This window comes from Stutzerimonas chloritidismutans (assembly GCF_051486945.1).
Classification (GTDB): Bacteria; Pseudomonadota; Gammaproteobacteria; order Pseudomonadales; family Pseudomonadaceae; genus Stutzerimonas; species Stutzerimonas chloritidismutans_B.
In genome coordinates this window covers 29,546-45,297 of the sequence record NZ_JAHVDX010000007.1, presented here as the reverse complement: position 1 = coordinate 45,297, position 15,752 = coordinate 29,546, and the positions used below count along the sequence as shown (strand labels likewise).

Genomic DNA, 15,752 nt, shown 5'->3' with positions numbered 1-15,752 from the left:
TTTCAGAAGCTGCTGCCAAGGTTCATATAGAGCGCCCGTTCGGACTCGTCATTCAGCCCGTAGCTGAAGTTGAGGGGGCCGAGCGGCGTTTCGTATCCAATGAACAGGCTGCCGGCGTTGATGTAACCGCTGTCGTATTCGTTGTCATTGTTCCAGGCACGCCCTCGCTCTAGCGAGGCGCCGAGGTAGAGCGGAAAGTCCAGCGGCAGGATGGAGCGGGGAGTCATCCGGCGGAAATAGATCAGCCGAGCCAGGCTGACGTTTTGTCCGGAAAGCGCGTCCTGGCGGAACCCCGAAAGCTGCCGTGCTCCGCCGAGCTGGAAGCTGGAGGGCACCACCTCGGCGTCGTCCAGCGTGCGACCGTAGCGCCCACCCACTACCCATGTATGCACGTCGTGGCTGATGGCCTTGTCCAGGCTGAACTCCCATTGCCGATAACGCTCGTCGGAGCCGAGGCCGGGATCGTACTGGCGCAGCCTGAGGCCAATGTCCTCGCCCTCGTGTGGGAAGTCGACGTTGTCCAGCGTGTCGAAGGCGTACTGCAACTGGTAGTACCCTTCCTCGAACGTGAACTCCGGAGATTGCTGGTCGCCGATGCGCACGTCCGCTTCGCCCCAACTTTGCCCGACGCCCAGGCGCAACTCGCCGTTATTAGCGATCTGCCGGCCGATGCTCAGCCCGTAGCCGTAGCGCTGCAGTCTGTATTCGGCGATCGGGTCATGGTCCTGCAGTGCCTCGAGATTACGCGCCTCAGCGACGATGTTTGGCGCGACGAACCAACGGGAGCCAGCGTCGAGTGGCTGGTAGAACTCGCTGAACAGCTCCTGCCGGTCCCCGAGTTGCAAGCGTGTCAGCCACTCGCCGCCGAGCTCGTTGATACCGTTTTTGCGATAACTGGCGCCGATGTTGAATGCACTGTCGCCTCGAAAATCGTCCGAGAGATTGATGCCGAGACGCAGATAGTCGGTGCCGGATCGCTTGTTGCGCGTGGTGACTACCAGGGTGTTGCCCAAGGTGCCTTGGACCACGCGATATTCGACCCGATCGAAGTAATCCAGGCCGTACAGCGTGCCCATGTCCTTCTGTAATTGCTGAAGATCCAGCGGCTCACCGATGGCCTGGCGGATATGCCGCCGAACTACCGCGTCGCCAACTTTCGAGTCGTTTTCGATGTGCACGGCGGTGATCAAGGGTGACTTGGGCTCCGCCGAGCGAGCCAGGGCCAAGGCAGGATTGCCGGCGTTGGGGCTGCTCATGGCGGTCAGGCGCGCTTCGAGTGCGCTGGCGGCACGGTATCCGGCATCGATGAGCTGTTCGGCGCGATCGAAGTCGGTCGAGCCGAACCCGGCCAGCATCGGTTGTACGAGCAAGTCCTCCGTGCGCAATGTCGCGAGCTGCTCTTCGGAGTTGCGGCGGGTCATCATGGTGATCGACTGGTTGAGCACATCCACGACCGTGAGCAATTGCTCGCGGGGCGCCAGTGGCGTCCCGATATCGACGACGATCAGGCGATCCACGCCCATGTCTCGTGCAACGTCCATGGGGATGTTGTCGACCATGCCGCCGTCGACGAGCAGTCGCCCATCGACCTCGACTGGCGCGAACACTGCCGGAATGGACATGCTCGCCCGAATGACCTGCGGCAGGTGGCCGCTGCGGAAGATCACCTTCTGGTCGTTGGCGATATCGGTCGCGACGGCGCGAAACGGGATGGGAAGACGATCAAAATCCCGCGTATCGCTGATGTGAACCAGCAGACGTTCAAGCAAGAGAGCAAGGTTCTGGCCTTGAATCACGCCAAGCGGCAAGCCGAGGCTGCCATCGTCGCGAAAGCTGAGTTTGCGCTTGACCAAGAAGTCGCGGTCATCCTGTTTGCGGCGAAAGGGTACGTCCTCGCGCGGCGGGTCATCGGAAAGCACTTGCTCCCATTCCAGCGTCAAGGCCAATTCTTCCAGCGAATCGACGCTGTAACCCGCCGCGTAGAGCCCGCCAATGACCGCGCCCATGCTTGTGCCTGCGATCGCATCGATGCGTACGCCATGCTCCTCCAGCGCCCGTAGCACTCCGATGTGTGCCAGGCCTCGCGCCGCGCCGCCAGATAGCACCAGGCCGGTGCGCGGTTGCGGATCGCCGTACGCCAGCAGCGGAAACAACAGAAGGAATACGAAGAGGCGGGGCATGGCGACACCGGGCGCTGTGGAAATGGCGGCTATTATAGGGGCCAGTCATCCACCGGAGCGCCTCTGCCATGCCCGATAGCAAGCCCGAGATCGTCATCACCTACTGCACCCAATGCCAATGGCTATTGCGCGCCGCCTGGTTGGCTCAGGAGCTTCTCTCGACGTTCTCCGATGACCTGGGCAAGGTTTCGCTGGTCCCGGCCTCCGGCGGCACGTTTCACATCAGTTGCGATGGCGTGCAGATCTGGGAACGCAAGCTGGACGGCGGTTTTCCCGACGCCAAGGAGTTGAAGCAGCGTGTTCGTGACCAGATCGATCCGCAGCGCGATCTCGGCCATAACGAGCGTCGGTGAGCAGGCCGCTCCAGCATATAGCTCTCCACTGGTGACGGCAGCCTTCGGGCTCGCCGGCCGCGTGCCACGGTCCGGTTACTGGACAGGAACGACGGGTAGACGGATGGACCGGCTTCTACGCCCAGTCTATCGCTGGCCCGCCGCCCCTCTAATTTGAGGCCCTGGTTTCAGCGAGAGCTGCGGACGCTCGATCTGCCTGCTTGATGACACGAACTACCCTGCGTAGAGGCACTCGAAGTTGCGCGATCGTTCGTTCGGCTCTCGTGTGCTGCTTGCGCAACGGCAATCCCAGCGGCGACCGTCGCTCCGATGCCGCTCAGCACCCGCGAACGGCCTTAACCGCCGGCGCGGCTTTAGCTGCCGCGCTGTGTCGCTTTTCCGCTTCGCTCGCCGATAGACGGGCGAAGACTCATGAGTCCGATCACGTCAGAGGAGCGTTTCCATGCCCAACATCAGCGGCCAGAACTTCATCGCCGGCGCGCGCAGCGCCCAGGGCTCGGTCATCTTGCACAGCGTCGATGCCAGTACCGGCCAGGCCCTGCCCTATGAATTCCGTCAGGCCACCGAAGACGAAGTGAACGCAGCCGCACAGGCTGCGGAGGGTGCGTATCCTGAATACCGCGCATTACCCGCCGCCAGGCGAGCCGAGTTTCTCGACGCCATTGCCGACGAACTCGATGCGCTCGGCGACGACTTCGTCGCACTCGTCTGCCGTGAAACAGCGCTTCCGCCGGCGCGAATCCAGGGCGAGCGCGGGCGGACCAGCGGGCAGATGCGGCTCTTCGCGAAGGTATTGCGCCGGGGCGATTACCTGGGTGCACGCATTGATCGCGCACTGCCGGACCGTAAGCCATTGCCACGCCCGGACCTGCGGCAATGCCGCATGGGGATGGGTCCTGTCGCGGTATTCGGTGCGAGCAACTTCCCCTTGGCGTTCTCCACCGCTGGCGGCGACACCGCATCGGCACTTGCTGCGGGTTGCCCTGTGGTATTCAAGGCGCACAGCGGCCATATGGTGACCGCTGAGTGCGTCGCCGATGCTGTGATTCGTGCGGCGGAAAAGACCGGTATGCCCAGGGGCGTGTTCAACATGATTTATGGGGGTGGCGTCGGCGAATGGCTGGTCAAACATCCGGCTATCCAGGCGGTTGGGTTCACCGGTTCACTGCGCGGTGGTCGCGCATTATGTGACATGGCCGCGGCGCGTCCGCAGCCGATTCCGGTATTCGCCGAGATGTCGAGCATCAATCCGGTCGTGCTGATGCCCGATGCGATCAGGAACCGCGGCGATGCGATCGCCAATGAACTCACGGCGTCAGTGGTGATGGGCTGCGGCCAGTTCTGTACCAACCCTGGGCTGGTGATCGGTGTGCGCTCGCCGGCATTCAGCGAATTTCTGGAGCGGTTGGTCGGCTTCATGAACGAGCAGCCCGCGCAGACGATGCTCAACGCCGGGACGCTCGGCAGCTACGGTCAGGGCGTGCAGCATCTTGAGCAGCATCCAGGCATCAGCCACCTTGCAGGCCAGGCCCAGCAGGGCAATCAGGCGCAGCCGCAGCTGTTCAAGGCGGATGCACAGTTACTCATCGGGGGTGATCCGCTACTGCAGGAAGAAGTATTCGGGCCGACCACGGTGGTCGTGGAAGTGTCCGATAAGGCAGAGCTGATGCGAGCGCTGGCCGGCTTGCAGGGCCAACTCACCGCGACGCTCATCGCCGAGCCGTCGGACCTGGCCGAGGCGGCGGATCTGGTGGCGCTGCTGGAGCAGAAAGCCGGGCGCCTCTTGCTCAACGGCTACCCGACCGGGGTGGAAGTGTGCGATGCCATGGTTCATGGCGGACCTTATCCAGCGACGTCCGATGCGCGCGGTACCTCGGTGGGTACCCTGGCGATCGATCGCTTTCTGCGGCCGGTGTGCTACCAGAACTTCCCGGACGCGCTCTTGCCGGAGGCGTTGAAGAATGCCAACCCGCTCGGTATCAGGCGCCTGGTGGATGGTGAGGTCACCGACGCGGCGCTCTGAAGTGGAACGGCTCGCTTAAGCGAGCCACTGTCCGTCCCGATATCCCAACGCACACCTGACCGGGCTCGGCCAGATGCGTTGGTGCCGATGCTAGGGCGCTTTCGCCAGAGGCGAGGCGCTGTTCGTCACGGCTGGCGTCTTGAGTCGGCTGGTGATGACCGAGGCGAGGATGATCAAGGCGCCACCGAACAGCATCCTCACCGTGGGCTGCTCATTGAATAGCCACCAGGCGATAGCGATTCCGTACACCGGTTCCAGCGCGAAGATCACGGACGTCGTCCGAGCGTTTAGCACCTTTAGGCTCGCCACGAACAGGCTGTGGGCGAGACCGGTGCAGAACACGCCGAGCAGTGCTAGCCATAGCCAGTCCATGGTTGGCACGGCCGGCAGCGATGCCCAGGTGAACGGCAGCAGGCACAGCAAAATGTTTCCGTTTTGCCAGAGGGCGGCCTGCACCGGATCCACGCCGCGCGTCACGGCCCGATTGAGCAGGGACAGAAGCGCGAACATCAATCCCGAGAGAATGCTGTAGATCAGGCCCAGCGTGCTTTCACTGGCAAGGTCGAAGTGCGGCGTCACCAGCAATAAGCCCGCGCAGACCAGGCCAACCATGCCGAATTCCACCGGACGGGTGCGCTCACGGAACAAGAGACCTTCAAGTAACACGGTAAAAGCAGGGAAGCTGGCAAAGCCCAGTGTGGCAATGCCGACACCCGCAACTTTCACGGCCATGAAAAAGGTGAGCCAGTGGCCACCGAGTAGCAGACCACCGAGTAGCAGGCCAGCCCGCTGGCGTGGGCTGGGAGCCGCGCCGCCGCTGCGCAGGAATTGCGTAGCCAGGAGTAGCGCCACGACCGCGAAACCTGCACGCCCAAGCGTAATGATCAGCGGCTCGCTCTCGGCCAGCTTGCCGAACACGCCGGAAAGCCCAAACATCAGGGCGCCGAAGTGGATTGCGAGCAGGGCGTTGCGATGGGTCATGGCTGGATATCCAGCGCGGGGAATTGGCGAAAGGGTGAAGCGGGTGTGCTGGAACGATTCATGAAGCCTCGCAATGGCGTAAGTGGGTGTGGCCTTGGCCCGGAGCGTAGGGTAGGGCGCGCGAGGCGGTTGGTCTGTCGCGCTACTCTCGCCGATTGTCGCGTGCCTCGCGCCGGAATGCCCGTGGCGTGAGGCCGTAGTGGCGACTGAGCGCTGCGGTAAAGGCACTTTGCGAGGCGTAACCGACTCGAGCGGCAATTTCGCCGACCGCATCCTGGGTGCTAAGCAGCAACTCCCGCCCGTGGTGCAGGCGCCGCTGCCGGACGAATTCCTGAGGCGTCGTTCCCGTTTCGCTGACGAAACGTGCATGGAATCGAGGCACGGATAGGCCTGCGACGCTTGCGAGGTCCCTGACTTCGAGTGGATGGGCCAGATGGCGGTCGATGTACGCACGCAGCGCTACCAGCGGGAGTGGATGTCGCTGGCCTGCGGGCTCGCACCCTGACGTGAGGCTTGCCAGCAGCAGCGCTGCGCCTTGTTCCGCGATGATCGGATCGTTGACGGGGCTGGCGGCTAGCCAGTCGACCAACTGGCCTTGCGTAGGGGTCAGCCGGAGCGCCCCGGGGCGTTCGAGCAATCGCAGGGCGCAATCAGCGTGGTAGCCGAGACGTCGTCGCAGCCAGGCCCCATCCGGAATGTCCATCACCAGGCAAAAGCTACCGTCGGCGCTGCCGCAGGCATGCCGCGCATCGGTGGGCACCACGGCCAGAAGTTGCTGTTGGATGCGGCTGCCTTGGCCGTCCACCTCGAAATCCAACTGACCGCGCAGGCCGAACACCAGCTGCGTGTGCGGGTGGCTGTGAACGATCTGGTCGTGGTTGTAATGACGGAGGGAAAGGATGGGCGGCATGGTAGACCTCGACGGCACGCGAAGCGACACAGGCATTGATGTGCAGCGCATTGGACCAGAACGGGCCTGGGCGTGCTACATGATGACCTTGTCGCGCAGCTTGTCGGCGGCCTGATTGAGCGCCTGGATGACGCGCTCCTTGTCGAAGTTCTGAACGCCGTTGGTGTCGAGGTACATCGAGAAGCCTGGCAGCTCGTGTTCGACAAAACTGTTGGTCGCACCGAGGTCACGGCGGAAGTCCACCACCTGATAGATCTGCACCGGACGGGAGAAACCCTTGACAGTGATCTGGCCTTTGTCGCGGCACATGATGACGTCTTTGACCAGTGAATAGGTTTCGTGAGAGATGAGGATCTCGCCGGCCTCGGCCGAGCTTTCGAGGCGGCTGGCTAGGTTCACTTCCCGGCCGATGATGGTGTAGTCCATGCGGGTGTCAGCGCCGAAATTGCCCACCGTACAGTAGCCGGTGTTGACGCCCATGCGGATTTCCATGGGCTTGGTGATGCCCTGGGCACGCCACTGCTGGCGCAGGACTTTCATGTGTTTGCGCATCGCAATGGCCATCGAGACGGCCGCGACCGCGTCCTTTTTCGCGCCCTGGCTGGTTGGGTCGCCGAAGAAAACCATCACGCAGTCACCCACGAACTTGTCGATGGTGCCGCCGTGCTTGAGGGTGATCTTCGACATCTCGTTGAGGTAGTTGTTGAGCAGGTCGGTCAGCGCCTCGGCTTCCAATTCTTCGGCCAGCTCAGTGAAGCCCTTGATATCCGAGAAGAACACCGTGAGCTTCTTGCGCTGGGTTTCCAGCCGCACGCTGCGTTTGCCTGAGAAGATCGATTCCCACACCTGGGGTGACAGGTATTTCGCCAGGTTGCGTGCCAGCCGTGCGGCTTTGGCCTGCTCCGCTTCTACTTCGCTGCGCGCCTGTGCGAGGCGAATGCCTTGCTGGTGGACGTAATAGGCGGTGATACAGACGTACAGGCTGGTGAACAGGATGCTCGCAGCGGATACCAGAACCGGCGTCGGGCCATTGAATTGCAGCGGGATGACCAGGCTGGTCAGGCCAAACCCGACGGTCGCCATCAGGAGTGTCATCAACAGGTGGCGCAAGCTTCCGATCACCAGTGCGCTGAAACCCAGCGTTAACAGGAACATCAGGCTGGGCACCAGTGAACAATTGAGCAGCACGATACCCGCCCCGGCGTTGAGCGCATCGAGGCAGAGCAGGGTCTGGGATGTGCGCTCGGGGTACTCGCGCTTGAAGCGATAGCTCAGGTGATAGGCGAAGTGCGGGTACAGCAGCGTGTAGGGCACCATCCACAGCAGGGTAATGGGGAAGTGCTGGGTGTAGGTGCCGGCGGCAAGGGTCGCTGCGCAGGTCAGGTAGGCGAAGACGCGCGCGTAGTATTCGCGCAGTGGGCGAGTCGCAAGGCCGTTACGCCGTTCGCCGGTCACGGTTGACATCGGTGATTACTATCCCTGATCGATTCGGCTGGAGCGCGCCGTGGAAATCCCGGCGCTGGAAGCCGGCGCCCGGCGCGATCATAACCAAGTCGGTGCATCGCCGCCAAACCGCCCATCCGTTCCGTGACGAAGCGCCGGTGCCATTCGCGCCCGGGCTAGAAGCGGATCTTGCCGGTCAGCATGTCCTTTAGCATGACCCAGTCGCCGAGAAAGCTGTACAGCGGATATTGGAAGGTTGCCGGACGGTTTTTCTCGAAGACGAAATGGCCGATCCAGGCAAAGCCGTAACCGGCAACGGGCAGCGCCAGGAGCCAGACCCAGCGTTGAGAAAGCAGGGCGTAGGACAGAATGCCAAGCACCAGCAAGCTCCCGATGAAGTGCAGCCTTCGGCAGGTCGGATGACTGTGCTCTGCCAGGTAGAAGGGGTAGAAGTCAGCAAAGCGGGTGAAGCGTTCGGCGGTTCGCGCGCTCATGTCGCACCTCCTGTCATTGTGGTGATGGCCAGTCTAGAAGGTTGCAACTGACGGGCCAGTGGCCCGTTGTGCCAGTTCACTGCCCTTGCGTACGTTGGGAGCTCGGCTGAAACTGAGCGGCGCAGCCTCCGTGTGGCCTGCAATGTGATCAGGAATCCTCGATGAACCAGCGCACCACCTCATCCAGCTGGGCCAACAGTATTGTCGAGGCGCTTGCGCTTGATGGTATCGACTGCCGCGCCTTGTTCTCGGAGCTGGGGCTCGACTACGAGGCACTAAGGGACCCGGATGCGCGTTTCCCGCAAGACGCCATGACGCAACTCTGGCAGCGCGCTGTGGCGTTGACCGGCAACACGGCGATCGGCCTAAACCTCGCGCAGGTGATGCGGCCTGGCGCGATGCACGTGGTTGGGTATGCCCTGATGTCGAGTGCCACGCTCAAGGAGAGCTTTGAGCGACTGGTCCGCTACCAACGGATAATCGCCGAGGGGGCGGATCTAAGCTTCAAACCCGAGGCAAATGGCTACCGACTGACCTTGACGATTCACGGCGACCACCTGCCGCCAGCACGTCAAAGCGCCGAGGGGTCGTTGGCCAGTTCGCTGGCATTCTGCCGCTGGTTGACCGGCCGGCCGTTGGACCCGCTGGAGGCCAGTTTTGAGGGGCCTGCCCCGGATAATCTCGCCCCTTACAAACGCCTGTTTCAATGTCCACTGTCGTTCGGTGCCGCGCGTCATTCGTTGTTATTTCGTCACGCCGATCTCGATGTTCCGCTACCCACCGCCAACAGCGAGCTGGCGAACCTGCATGATCGTTTTGCCGGGCAGTACCTGGCGCGCTTCGCTGACAGCCAGGTGACCCACCGAACCCGCCAGTGGCTTTGCCGGCTGTTACCCGAAGGCGAGCCGCGACGCGACGTAGTGGCGCAGCTGTTGCACCTGTCCGAACGGACACTGCAGCGTCGCCTGCACGACGAAGGCACAACGTTCCAACAGTTATTGGATGACACGCGCCGCACGCTTGCCGAGCAATACCTCGCGCGACCCGACCTGGCGCTGTTGGAAATCGCGTACCTGCTGGGCTTTGCCGATCCGAGCAATTTCTTCCGCGCCTTCAAGCGCTGGCACGCAAAGACGCCAGGAGAGTACCGTGCCGAGCGGCTGGGGCTAGTGCCGGAACTTGTCGGCAGGGCCGGCAGCCTTAGAAACTAGTGCGTCCACCACATTCTAGGAAATTCACTTTGGCCAGTAGTTTGCTCGCTCTGATCGACGATATCGCGTCGGTACTCGATGATGTTTCCGTAATGACAAAGGTGGCGGCAAAGAAGACTGCCGGTGTGCTGGGCGACGACCTTGCCCTCAATGCGCAGCAGGTCACTGGCGTCAATGCGGATCGGGAATTGCCGGTGGTCTGGGCCGTCGCCAAGGGGTCGCTGCGCAACAAGGCGATTCTGGTGCCGGCAGCACTGCTGATCAGCGCTTTCGTCCCCTGGCTGATCACGCCCTTGCTGATGCTCGGTGGGGCATTCCTGTGCTTCGAGGGGTTCGAAAAGCTGGCGCATCGGTTCATGCATCGGGACGACGACGCCCATGCTCGGCATGCTGCGGCGCTGGCCAATCCCGACGTGGACATCGCCAGCCTGGAACGGGAAAAAATCAGTGGTGCGGTTCGGACGGACTTCATCCTGTCAGCCGAAATCATCGCTATTACGCTGGGCACCGTGGCGACCGCCACGTTCACACAACAGGTCGCGGTGCTGACCGGCATTGCATTGATCATGACCGTCGGGGTGTATGGGCTGGTCGCCGGAATCGTCAAGCTGGACGACGCCGGGCTTGCGCTGAGCAAAACGGGAAGTGCCGCCGCGCAAGGCATTGGACGCGGCATCCTCGCCGTCGCGCCATGGTTGATGAAGTCACTCTCGGTGATCGGCACGGCTGCCATGTTCATGGTCGGCGGCGGCATCCTGACTCATGGTCTGCAAGCGGTGCATCATTTCATCGAAAACAGCGCCGAGCATTCCCTCGCCTTGCCCTACGTGGGCGCACTCTTGGCCGGGCTCACCCCCACATTGCTCAACGCCGCGTTCGGCATTGTCGCCGGCGGTGTGGTATTTGCTGCGGTTACCTTAAGCAAGCGTTTGTTCGGCAAGTCCGGCGACGTCTGACGGGCGCCGGCCCGTATATCAACGGAGGGATGGGATGAATGACTACATGCAGGCGGCACTCGACGAGGCGCGCCAGGGGCTGGCCGAGGGGGGCATTCCGATCGGCTCGGTGATTGTCCACCAGGGGCGGATTATCGGGCGGGGTCACAACCGTCGCGTCCAGCAGGGCAGTGCGGTGCTGCATGGCGAGATGGATGCCTTTGAGAATGCGGGCCGGCAGCCGGCTCGCGTGTACTCCGAATCGGTGCTGTACACGACCTTGTCGCCGTGCTCGATGTGCAGCGGTGCGATCCTGCTCTACGGCATCCCAAAGGTGGTAATCGGCGAGAACCAGACCTTCCTTGGCGAAGAAGCCCTGTTGCGCAGTCGCGGCGTGGAGATCGAGGTGCTGCAGGACGCCGAGTGCGTCGAGATGATGCGCCGCTTCATCGCCAACAGCCCCGCCTTGTGGAACGAGGATATTGGCGAGACGTGAGGGTCAGTGCCGCCAGAAGGAGGGCGTCAGCATGACCAGTACGGTAATGATCTCCAGGCGCCCAAGGAGCATGCCGAACGACAATAGCCATTTGGCCGCATCCGGCAGGGTCGAGAAGTTGCCGGCTGGTCCGATGATCGGCCCAAGCCCAGGGCCGACGTTGCATACGGCCGTTGCCGCAGCCGTCAGTGCCGTGAGCATGTCTAGCCCAAGCAGCGCCAGTACCAGGGCCAGGGCACCGATGGTAATGGTGAAGAAGAATGAAAAGGTCAGGATGGAGCGGACGATTTCTTCGTCGAGTGGATGATTGTTGTATCGCTGTTTGATCACCGCGCGTGGATGAACCAGCTGCGCGAGGTTGGCGCGCAGTAGCGAATAGGCGACCTGGAAGCGAAAGATCTTCAAGCCGCCAGATGTCGAGCCCGAGCAGCCGCCGATAAAGGTCAGATAGAAGAAGGCGAGTACGGCAAACTCGCCCCACTGGGTGTAATCGCCCAGCGCAAAGCCGGTGGTCGTCACCACTGAGACGACATTCAGCGACACGATCCGCAGCGAGTCCAAAAACCCGTAATCAGAGTTGAGCGTTAGCCAGATAGCGAACGCGACGCACATGATCAGCAGCATGCCGATGAAGCCCTGCACCTGCTGATCCCGGACCAAGGCATAGCGATTCCCGCGAACGGTCGACACCATCAAGATGAACGGCAGTCCGCCCAACAGCATGAACACTACAGCCACCCAGTGTGCCGCCGGGGTGAACTTGCCCATCGAGCTATCGGACGTCGAATAACCACCGGTAGAAATCGTGGTCATCGCGTGATTGATTGCCTCAAACGGCGTCATGTCGCTGAGCCAGTAGGCCAGGCCGCACAGCAACGTGAGGGCGAGGTAGACGACCAGGATCGATTTGGCCATGACGTGCGAGCGTGGCATCGCTTTCTGCGACCAGTCCGACGACTCGGTCTGGAACAGCCGCATACCACCGATGCGTAGCAGCGGAAGGATTGCTACCGCCATCCCAATGAAGCCAATGCCGCCGAGCCACTGGAGCATCGAGCGCCACATCAGCAGGCCAGGTGATGCCGAGTCGAGGCCGGACAGCACGGTCGATCCGGTCGTGGTGATGCCGGACATCGTTTCGAAGAAGGCATCGGTGTAGCTGATGTGGTGGATCAGCATCATCGGCAGCGCCGCGAAGCAGCAGACGATCAACCAGCTCGCGGTGGTCAGGAAATACATGTCGCGAGGGCGCAGCTGCGCTAACTCGGGTTTGCCGGGGGCGACCAGGGCAATGCCGCAGCTGAAGGTGATGAGGCTGGCCCAGAGGAAGGCCTGCAGGTCGTCCGTGCGGTCGAAGGCGAACAGCGTGACCATCGGAATGACCATGCTGACCGCCAGGGTAATCAGGAATATGCCGAGGATGAAACCGATAATGCGCAGGGTCGGCAGGGCCATGTCTGATAAGTGCTCGGCTCGAAAAGAGGCCCGCCATTCTACGCTTGTCGGCGCTTAGGTAAACCGGCTATCGGCCGCTCGTGAAAATCTTCATTGGCGCCTCGTCAGCCTCTTCCCAAGGCCGTTGCGATCAATAGAATAGCCGCCCAGGTCAGGCCAAGTAGAACCCACGAGGCAAGGGCCAGGCGCGGCTGGACGGGCATGTGATCCGGTTCAACGCAGCCTGTCAGTGCGCAGTCGTTTCCACACAGCCTGGGGTGCCGGCCCTTTGCCGGTTTCTGGGTGTTCACCTTCCATGTCGATCGACAATCCCTGCCTCACGTGCGGCGCTTGCTGCGCGTATTTCCGTGTGTCCTTTTTCTGGGGCGAGTGCGCCTCGTCCGGCGGTACGGTGCCGGATGACATTACCGTACAGGTGAGCCCCTTTCACGTCGCGATGAAGGGAACGGAGAGCAAGCCTGCGCGTTGCGTCGGCCTGCTCGGCGATGTGGGTTGTGGGGTGCGTTGCACGCTGTACGAGCAGCGTTCTAGCACCTGTCGCGAGTTCGACGCCTCGTGGGCCAATGGCGAGCACAACGCCCATTGCGACGCCGCACGTGCCGCGCACGGGCTGCCGCCGCTGACGCCGCCGCTCGAGCCGCAGCTGCGGCCGGACCGGGTCGCCTGAAGCGGGTGCCCGCGAACGCCATCGACCTCTAGAATGTCCGATTCGTTTTGGAGGTGATGGATGGAAGCTCTAGACCTGCTGATCAACCGCGTTTCCGTGCCGCGCCTGGCGGAGCCGGCGCCGACCCCGGCGCAACTCGACACGATGTTTCGTGCCGCCCTGCGGGCACCCGATCATGGTCAATTGCGGCCGTGGCGATTTTTGACTGTGGAAGGCGAGGCGCGCCAGCAGCTTGGCGAGCTGTTTGTCACCGCACTTAAGGCGCGGGATGCCGCTGCGCCGGACGATGCCTTGCAGAAGGCGCGCAAGATGCCGTTGCGTGCGCCTCTGCTGGTCGTGGTGATCGCTCGGCTGCAGCAGCATCCGAAAGTGCCGGCATCCGAACAGTTGCTGGCAGTCGCGTGCGCCGCACATGGGCTGCTCCTGGCAGCCCACGCCCAAGGGGTGGGCGCGGTGTGGCGAACCGGTGAGCTGTCCCATGACCGCCGTGTGGCCGATGGCCTCGGCCTCGCTGCCGATGAGCACCTGCTGGGTTTCATTTACCTGGGAACTCCGGAGGGCAACCTGCGTCGCGCGCCAGAGCTGGACCCGCAGGCTTTCGTCAGCCGTTGGGAGACGGCGCGCCAATCGTCAGCCGAGTAGCGGCGGTTTCGTCGCAGTGGCGTGCAGCGGCAGTCGGATACTGGCGATGAATCCGCCCTCTGGGTGGTTGCCCAGTAACAACTCTCCACCATGGCGCTCGGCTGCTCGGCGCGCAATGGCAAGACCGAGGCCATGCCCGGCCGTGGTCTGGCCGGGCGCACGGAAGAAGGGTTCGCTGAGCTGAGCCAGGTGCGCCTCGTCTACGCCCGGTCCGTGGTCGCGGATGCTCAGCACGGCCCAGTCGTCGTCGGCGCTGGCACGCAGTTCGATCGGCTGGCCTTCTGGATTGAAGCGCAGGGCATTGCGCAGCAGGTTATCCAGTGCGCGCTCGAGCATATCCGGCCAGCCACGCAAATCCATCCGGGTTTCCACTTGGCAATCGATGTGCTGGTTCGGGGAGACGATGCGCGCATTCTCTTGCAACTGAGTGAACATCATCTGCAGGTCGATCGGGCTGGCTTTACCCGGGTCGGCATCAAGCCGCGCCAGTTCCAGTATCTCGCTGATCAGGGCTTCGAGCCGGTCGCATTCCTTGGCCAGGCGCGGCCAGATCACTTCACGTTCCGATGGTATCGCGCGTTCAGCCAGAGCGATCGCGATCCGCAGGCGTGCCAGTGGGGAGCGCAGTTCATGGGAAACGTCGCGCAGCAGCTGCCGCTGGCTGCCGATCAGGCTTTGCAGTCGCGCGCCCATGCGATTGAAGTCGCTTGCCAGCACGCCCAGCTCGTCTCGACGTTTCGCTAGTCGCGCCAGGGAATTCTGCTGGTAGGCGGTCTGGCCCAGGTCATGCACCGCCCCGCGGAGTCGGTCGAGCGGACGCGTGATTGATAGCGTCAAGAGCAGGCTGAACCCTGTCAGCACGACCAGCGCGATGCCGATGGCGCTCAGTGGCCAGAACAGGCTACCGCGATGCCAGGCCTGCAACTCTTGGTTCGGGATGCGGTAGATGAACAGGTAGGTTTCGCCCGACAGCGGGCTGGTGTAGTCGGCGGTCAGGCGCCGCCAGGGCAGGCGCCCGGAGAGGTTTTCCTGGCGGGCTTCGAACGCGGCAGCGCGGGGCGGGAACGTCCCGCGTATAACGGGCTGGCCGTTCTCCGCCAGTACCTGGACGTCGATATGGAACCGGGCGCGGTGGCGCTCCAGTAGAAACTGCGCTGCGATGGGGCCCTGACGTTCGTAGACTCGCGTCCACAATTCAGAGAGCCCCTTGACGCCCGGGTGACGGTTGATGATCCAGCTGTCCTGGTTCAGGGCGTAGCCGAGCAGTACCGCAAGACCGGCCGCCAGCGCGATAGCGAGCCAGAACGTGGCCAGAATGCGCCAGAACAGTGATCGCATCATTGTTTCTCCATGACGAAGCCCGGCGTGCGGTCGCTTGCAAAGCGGGCACGGCCGGGCTTTTAGAGGGGCGGCGATCAGCTCTTTTTCTGATCGCGTTCAGCTTTCCACTTCTGGAATTCGGCGCGTTCGGCGCGCTTGGCTTCCATCTTTTCGTGAATTTCGTCGAACAGCTTCTGCTGTTCAGGCTTGAGCAGCTCGCGCATCTGCTTGTGGGTTTTGTCTTTGCTGGCCTGCAATTCGTCCTGCATGGCCTTGCGCTCGTTTTCCGGGAGCTTGTCCAGGTAGCGTTGAGTGATTTCGCGATGACTCTTCATTTGCTCGCCCATCAGGCCGCGCATTTCCTCACGCTGTTGCTTGGTGAGGTCGAGCTGCTCGAAGGGGCCCCGGTGCTCGCCGTGACCGCGGTGGTGGTCAGGTCCATGGTCGCCGCCGGGCATGGCCATCGCGATGGCGGGCAGGGTGGCTGCGAAAAGGGCGGCGATGAGTGTCTTGCGCATGGTGACGTTCTCCTGTGGATATGGAAACCGACCCCGGACCGTGCGGGTCCGGCCTCGATCGGATGAGCTCAGTCTAGGGTGCGCAAGGTCAACGGCGGTCAGGGCAGGGTAAAGGCTCGGTAAA

At 62.6% G+C, this 15,752-nt stretch carries 15 protein-coding genes; 7 read left to right on the top strand and 8 right to left on the bottom strand.

The features are described from left to right. Positions 1-2: 2 nt before the first annotated feature. The gene (locus tag KXR72_RS20165; RefSeq protein ID WP_437422885.1) at positions 3-2,180 is read right to left on the bottom strand and encodes a patatin-like phospholipase family protein; all 2,178 of its coding nucleotides are present in this window, start codon (positions 2,178-2,180) and stop codon (positions 3-5) included. A gap of 68 nt (positions 2,181-2,248) precedes the next feature. On the opposite strand from KXR72_RS20165, the gene KXR72_RS20160 reads away from it, so the two are divergent. Both KXR72_RS20160 and KXR72_RS20155 read left to right on the top strand, forming a co-directional pair. Further along, a complete protein-coding gene (locus KXR72_RS20160) occupies positions 2,249-2,533 on the top strand; it encodes a SelT/SelW/SelH family protein (RefSeq protein ID WP_437422884.1) in 285 nt (94 codons plus the stop codon). 442 nt (positions 2,534-2,975) lie between these two features. After that, complete coding sequence (locus KXR72_RS20155; RefSeq protein ID WP_437422883.1) at positions 2,976-4,556, top strand: aldehyde dehydrogenase (NADP(+)); 1,581 nt, start codon at positions 2,976-2,978, stop codon at positions 4,554-4,556. 90 nt (positions 4,557-4,646) lie between these two features. On the opposite strand, the gene KXR72_RS20150 is transcribed toward KXR72_RS20155, so the two are convergent. The 4 genes from KXR72_RS20150 to KXR72_RS20135 form a co-directional block, all read right to left on the bottom strand. Continuing rightward, positions 4,647-5,537, bottom strand: a complete 891-nt coding sequence (locus tag KXR72_RS20150) for a DMT family transporter (protein ID WP_437422882.1) — start codon at positions 5,535-5,537, stop codon at positions 4,647-4,649. Between the two features lie 142 nt (positions 5,538-5,679). Beyond that, a complete protein-coding gene (locus tag KXR72_RS20145; protein ID WP_437422881.1) occupies positions 5,680-6,447 on the bottom strand; it encodes a helix-turn-helix domain-containing protein in 768 nt (255 codons plus the stop codon). Between the two features lie 75 nt (positions 6,448-6,522). Next, positions 6,523-7,911, bottom strand: a complete 1,389-nt coding sequence (locus KXR72_RS20140; protein WP_437422880.1) for an adenylate/guanylate cyclase domain-containing protein — start codon at positions 7,909-7,911, stop codon at positions 6,523-6,525. Between the two features lie 155 nt (positions 7,912-8,066). Beyond that, the gene (locus tag KXR72_RS20135) at positions 8,067-8,384 is read right to left on the bottom strand and encodes an Mpo1-like protein (RefSeq protein ID WP_437422879.1); all 318 of its coding nucleotides are present in this window, start codon (positions 8,382-8,384) and stop codon (positions 8,067-8,069) included. 161 nt (positions 8,385-8,545) lie between these two features. Between KXR72_RS20135 and KXR72_RS20130 the strand changes: the two genes are divergently transcribed. Genes KXR72_RS20130 through KXR72_RS20120 form a run of 3 tightly spaced genes read left to right on the top strand, consistent with a single transcriptional unit; the run spans position 8,546 to position 11,026 of the window. Then, positions 8,546-9,595 carry an AraC family transcriptional regulator gene (locus tag KXR72_RS20130; RefSeq protein WP_437422878.1) on the top strand — a complete coding sequence of 350 codons (1,050 nt, stop codon included), beginning with the start codon at positions 8,546-8,548 and terminating at the stop codon, positions 9,593-9,595. Positions 9,596-9,624: 29 nt separating this feature from the next. After that, positions 9,625-10,551, top strand: a complete 927-nt coding sequence (locus KXR72_RS20125; protein WP_437422877.1) for a DUF808 domain-containing protein — start codon at positions 9,625-9,627, stop codon at positions 10,549-10,551. 34 nt (positions 10,552-10,585) lie between these two features. Continuing rightward, a complete protein-coding gene (locus tag KXR72_RS20120; RefSeq protein ID WP_437422876.1) occupies positions 10,586-11,026 on the top strand; it encodes a nucleoside deaminase in 441 nt (146 codons plus the stop codon). A 3-nt stretch (positions 11,027-11,029) separates the two neighbouring features. Here KXR72_RS20120 and KXR72_RS20115 read toward each other — a convergent pair whose 3' ends face one another. Beyond that, positions 11,030-12,481, bottom strand: coding sequence for a TrkH family potassium uptake protein (locus tag KXR72_RS20115; protein WP_437422875.1), 1,452 nt, complete (start codon positions 12,479-12,481; stop codon positions 11,030-11,032). 295 nt (positions 12,482-12,776) lie between these two features. Here KXR72_RS20115 and KXR72_RS20110 point away from each other — a divergent pair, with 295 nt between their 5' ends. Both KXR72_RS20110 and KXR72_RS20105 read left to right on the top strand, forming a co-directional pair. Further along, a complete protein-coding gene (locus tag KXR72_RS20110) occupies positions 12,777-13,148 on the top strand; it encodes a YkgJ family cysteine cluster protein (RefSeq protein ID WP_437422874.1) in 372 nt (123 codons plus the stop codon). Between the two features lie 60 nt (positions 13,149-13,208). Further along, on the top strand, positions 13,209-13,790 hold the full coding sequence (locus KXR72_RS20105; protein WP_437422873.1) for a nitroreductase family protein: 582 nt from the start codon (positions 13,209-13,211) through the stop codon (positions 13,788-13,790). On the opposite strand, the gene KXR72_RS20100 is transcribed toward KXR72_RS20105, so the two are convergent. Together KXR72_RS20100 and KXR72_RS20095 are read right to left on the bottom strand one after the other, a co-directional pair. Then, complete coding sequence (locus KXR72_RS20100; RefSeq protein WP_437422932.1) at positions 13,779-15,128, bottom strand: sensor histidine kinase; 1,350 nt, start codon at positions 15,126-15,128, stop codon at positions 13,779-13,781. The genes KXR72_RS20105 and KXR72_RS20100 overlap by 12 nt on opposite strands. Before the next feature lie 77 nt (positions 15,129-15,205). Further along, positions 15,206-15,628, bottom strand: coding sequence for a Spy/CpxP family protein refolding chaperone (locus KXR72_RS20095; RefSeq protein WP_437422872.1), 423 nt, complete (start codon positions 15,626-15,628; stop codon positions 15,206-15,208). Between the last annotated feature and the right edge of the window lie 124 nt (positions 15,629-15,752).

Bases quoted from the DNA above. Each gene is read 5' to 3' on its own strand.
- KXR72_RS20165 (WP_437422885.1), bottom strand. From the start codon at position 2,180: ATGCCCCGCCTCTTCGTATTCCTTCTGTTGTTTCCGCTGCTGGCGTAC.
- KXR72_RS20160 (WP_437422884.1), top strand. From the start codon at position 2,249: ATGCCCGATAGCAAGCCCGAGATCGTCATCACCTACTGCACCCAATGC.
- KXR72_RS20155 (WP_437422883.1), top strand. From the start codon at position 2,976: ATGCCCAACATCAGCGGCCAGAACTTCATCGCCGGCGCGCGCAGCGCC.
- KXR72_RS20150 (WP_437422882.1), bottom strand. From the start codon at position 5,537: ATGACCCATCGCAACGCCCTGCTCGCAATCCACTTCGGCGCCCTGATG.
- KXR72_RS20145 (WP_437422881.1), bottom strand. From the start codon at position 6,447: ATGCCGCCCATCCTTTCCCTCCGTCATTACAACCACGACCAGATCGTT.
- KXR72_RS20140 (WP_437422880.1), bottom strand. From the start codon at position 7,911: ATGTCAACCGTGACCGGCGAACGGCGTAACGGCCTTGCGACTCGCCCA.
- KXR72_RS20135 (WP_437422879.1), bottom strand. From the start codon at position 8,384: ATGAGCGCGCGAACCGCCGAACGCTTCACCCGCTTTGCTGACTTCTAC.
- KXR72_RS20130 (WP_437422878.1), top strand. From the start codon at position 8,546: ATGAACCAGCGCACCACCTCATCCAGCTGGGCCAACAGTATTGTCGAG.
- KXR72_RS20120 (WP_437422876.1), top strand. From the start codon at position 10,586: ATGAATGACTACATGCAGGCGGCACTCGACGAGGCGCGCCAGGGGCTG.
- KXR72_RS20115 (WP_437422875.1), bottom strand. From the start codon at position 12,481: ATGGCCCTGCCGACCCTGCGCATTATCGGTTTCATCCTCGGCATATTC.
- KXR72_RS20110 (WP_437422874.1), top strand. From the start codon at position 12,777: ATGTCGATCGACAATCCCTGCCTCACGTGCGGCGCTTGCTGCGCGTAT.
- KXR72_RS20105 (WP_437422873.1), top strand. From the start codon at position 13,209: ATGGAAGCTCTAGACCTGCTGATCAACCGCGTTTCCGTGCCGCGCCTG.
- KXR72_RS20100 (WP_437422932.1), bottom strand. From the start codon at position 15,128: ATGCGATCACTGTTCTGGCGCATTCTGGCCACGTTCTGGCTCGCTATC.
- KXR72_RS20095 (WP_437422872.1), bottom strand. From the start codon at position 15,628: ATGCGCAAGACACTCATCGCCGCCCTTTTCGCAGCCACCCTGCCCGCC.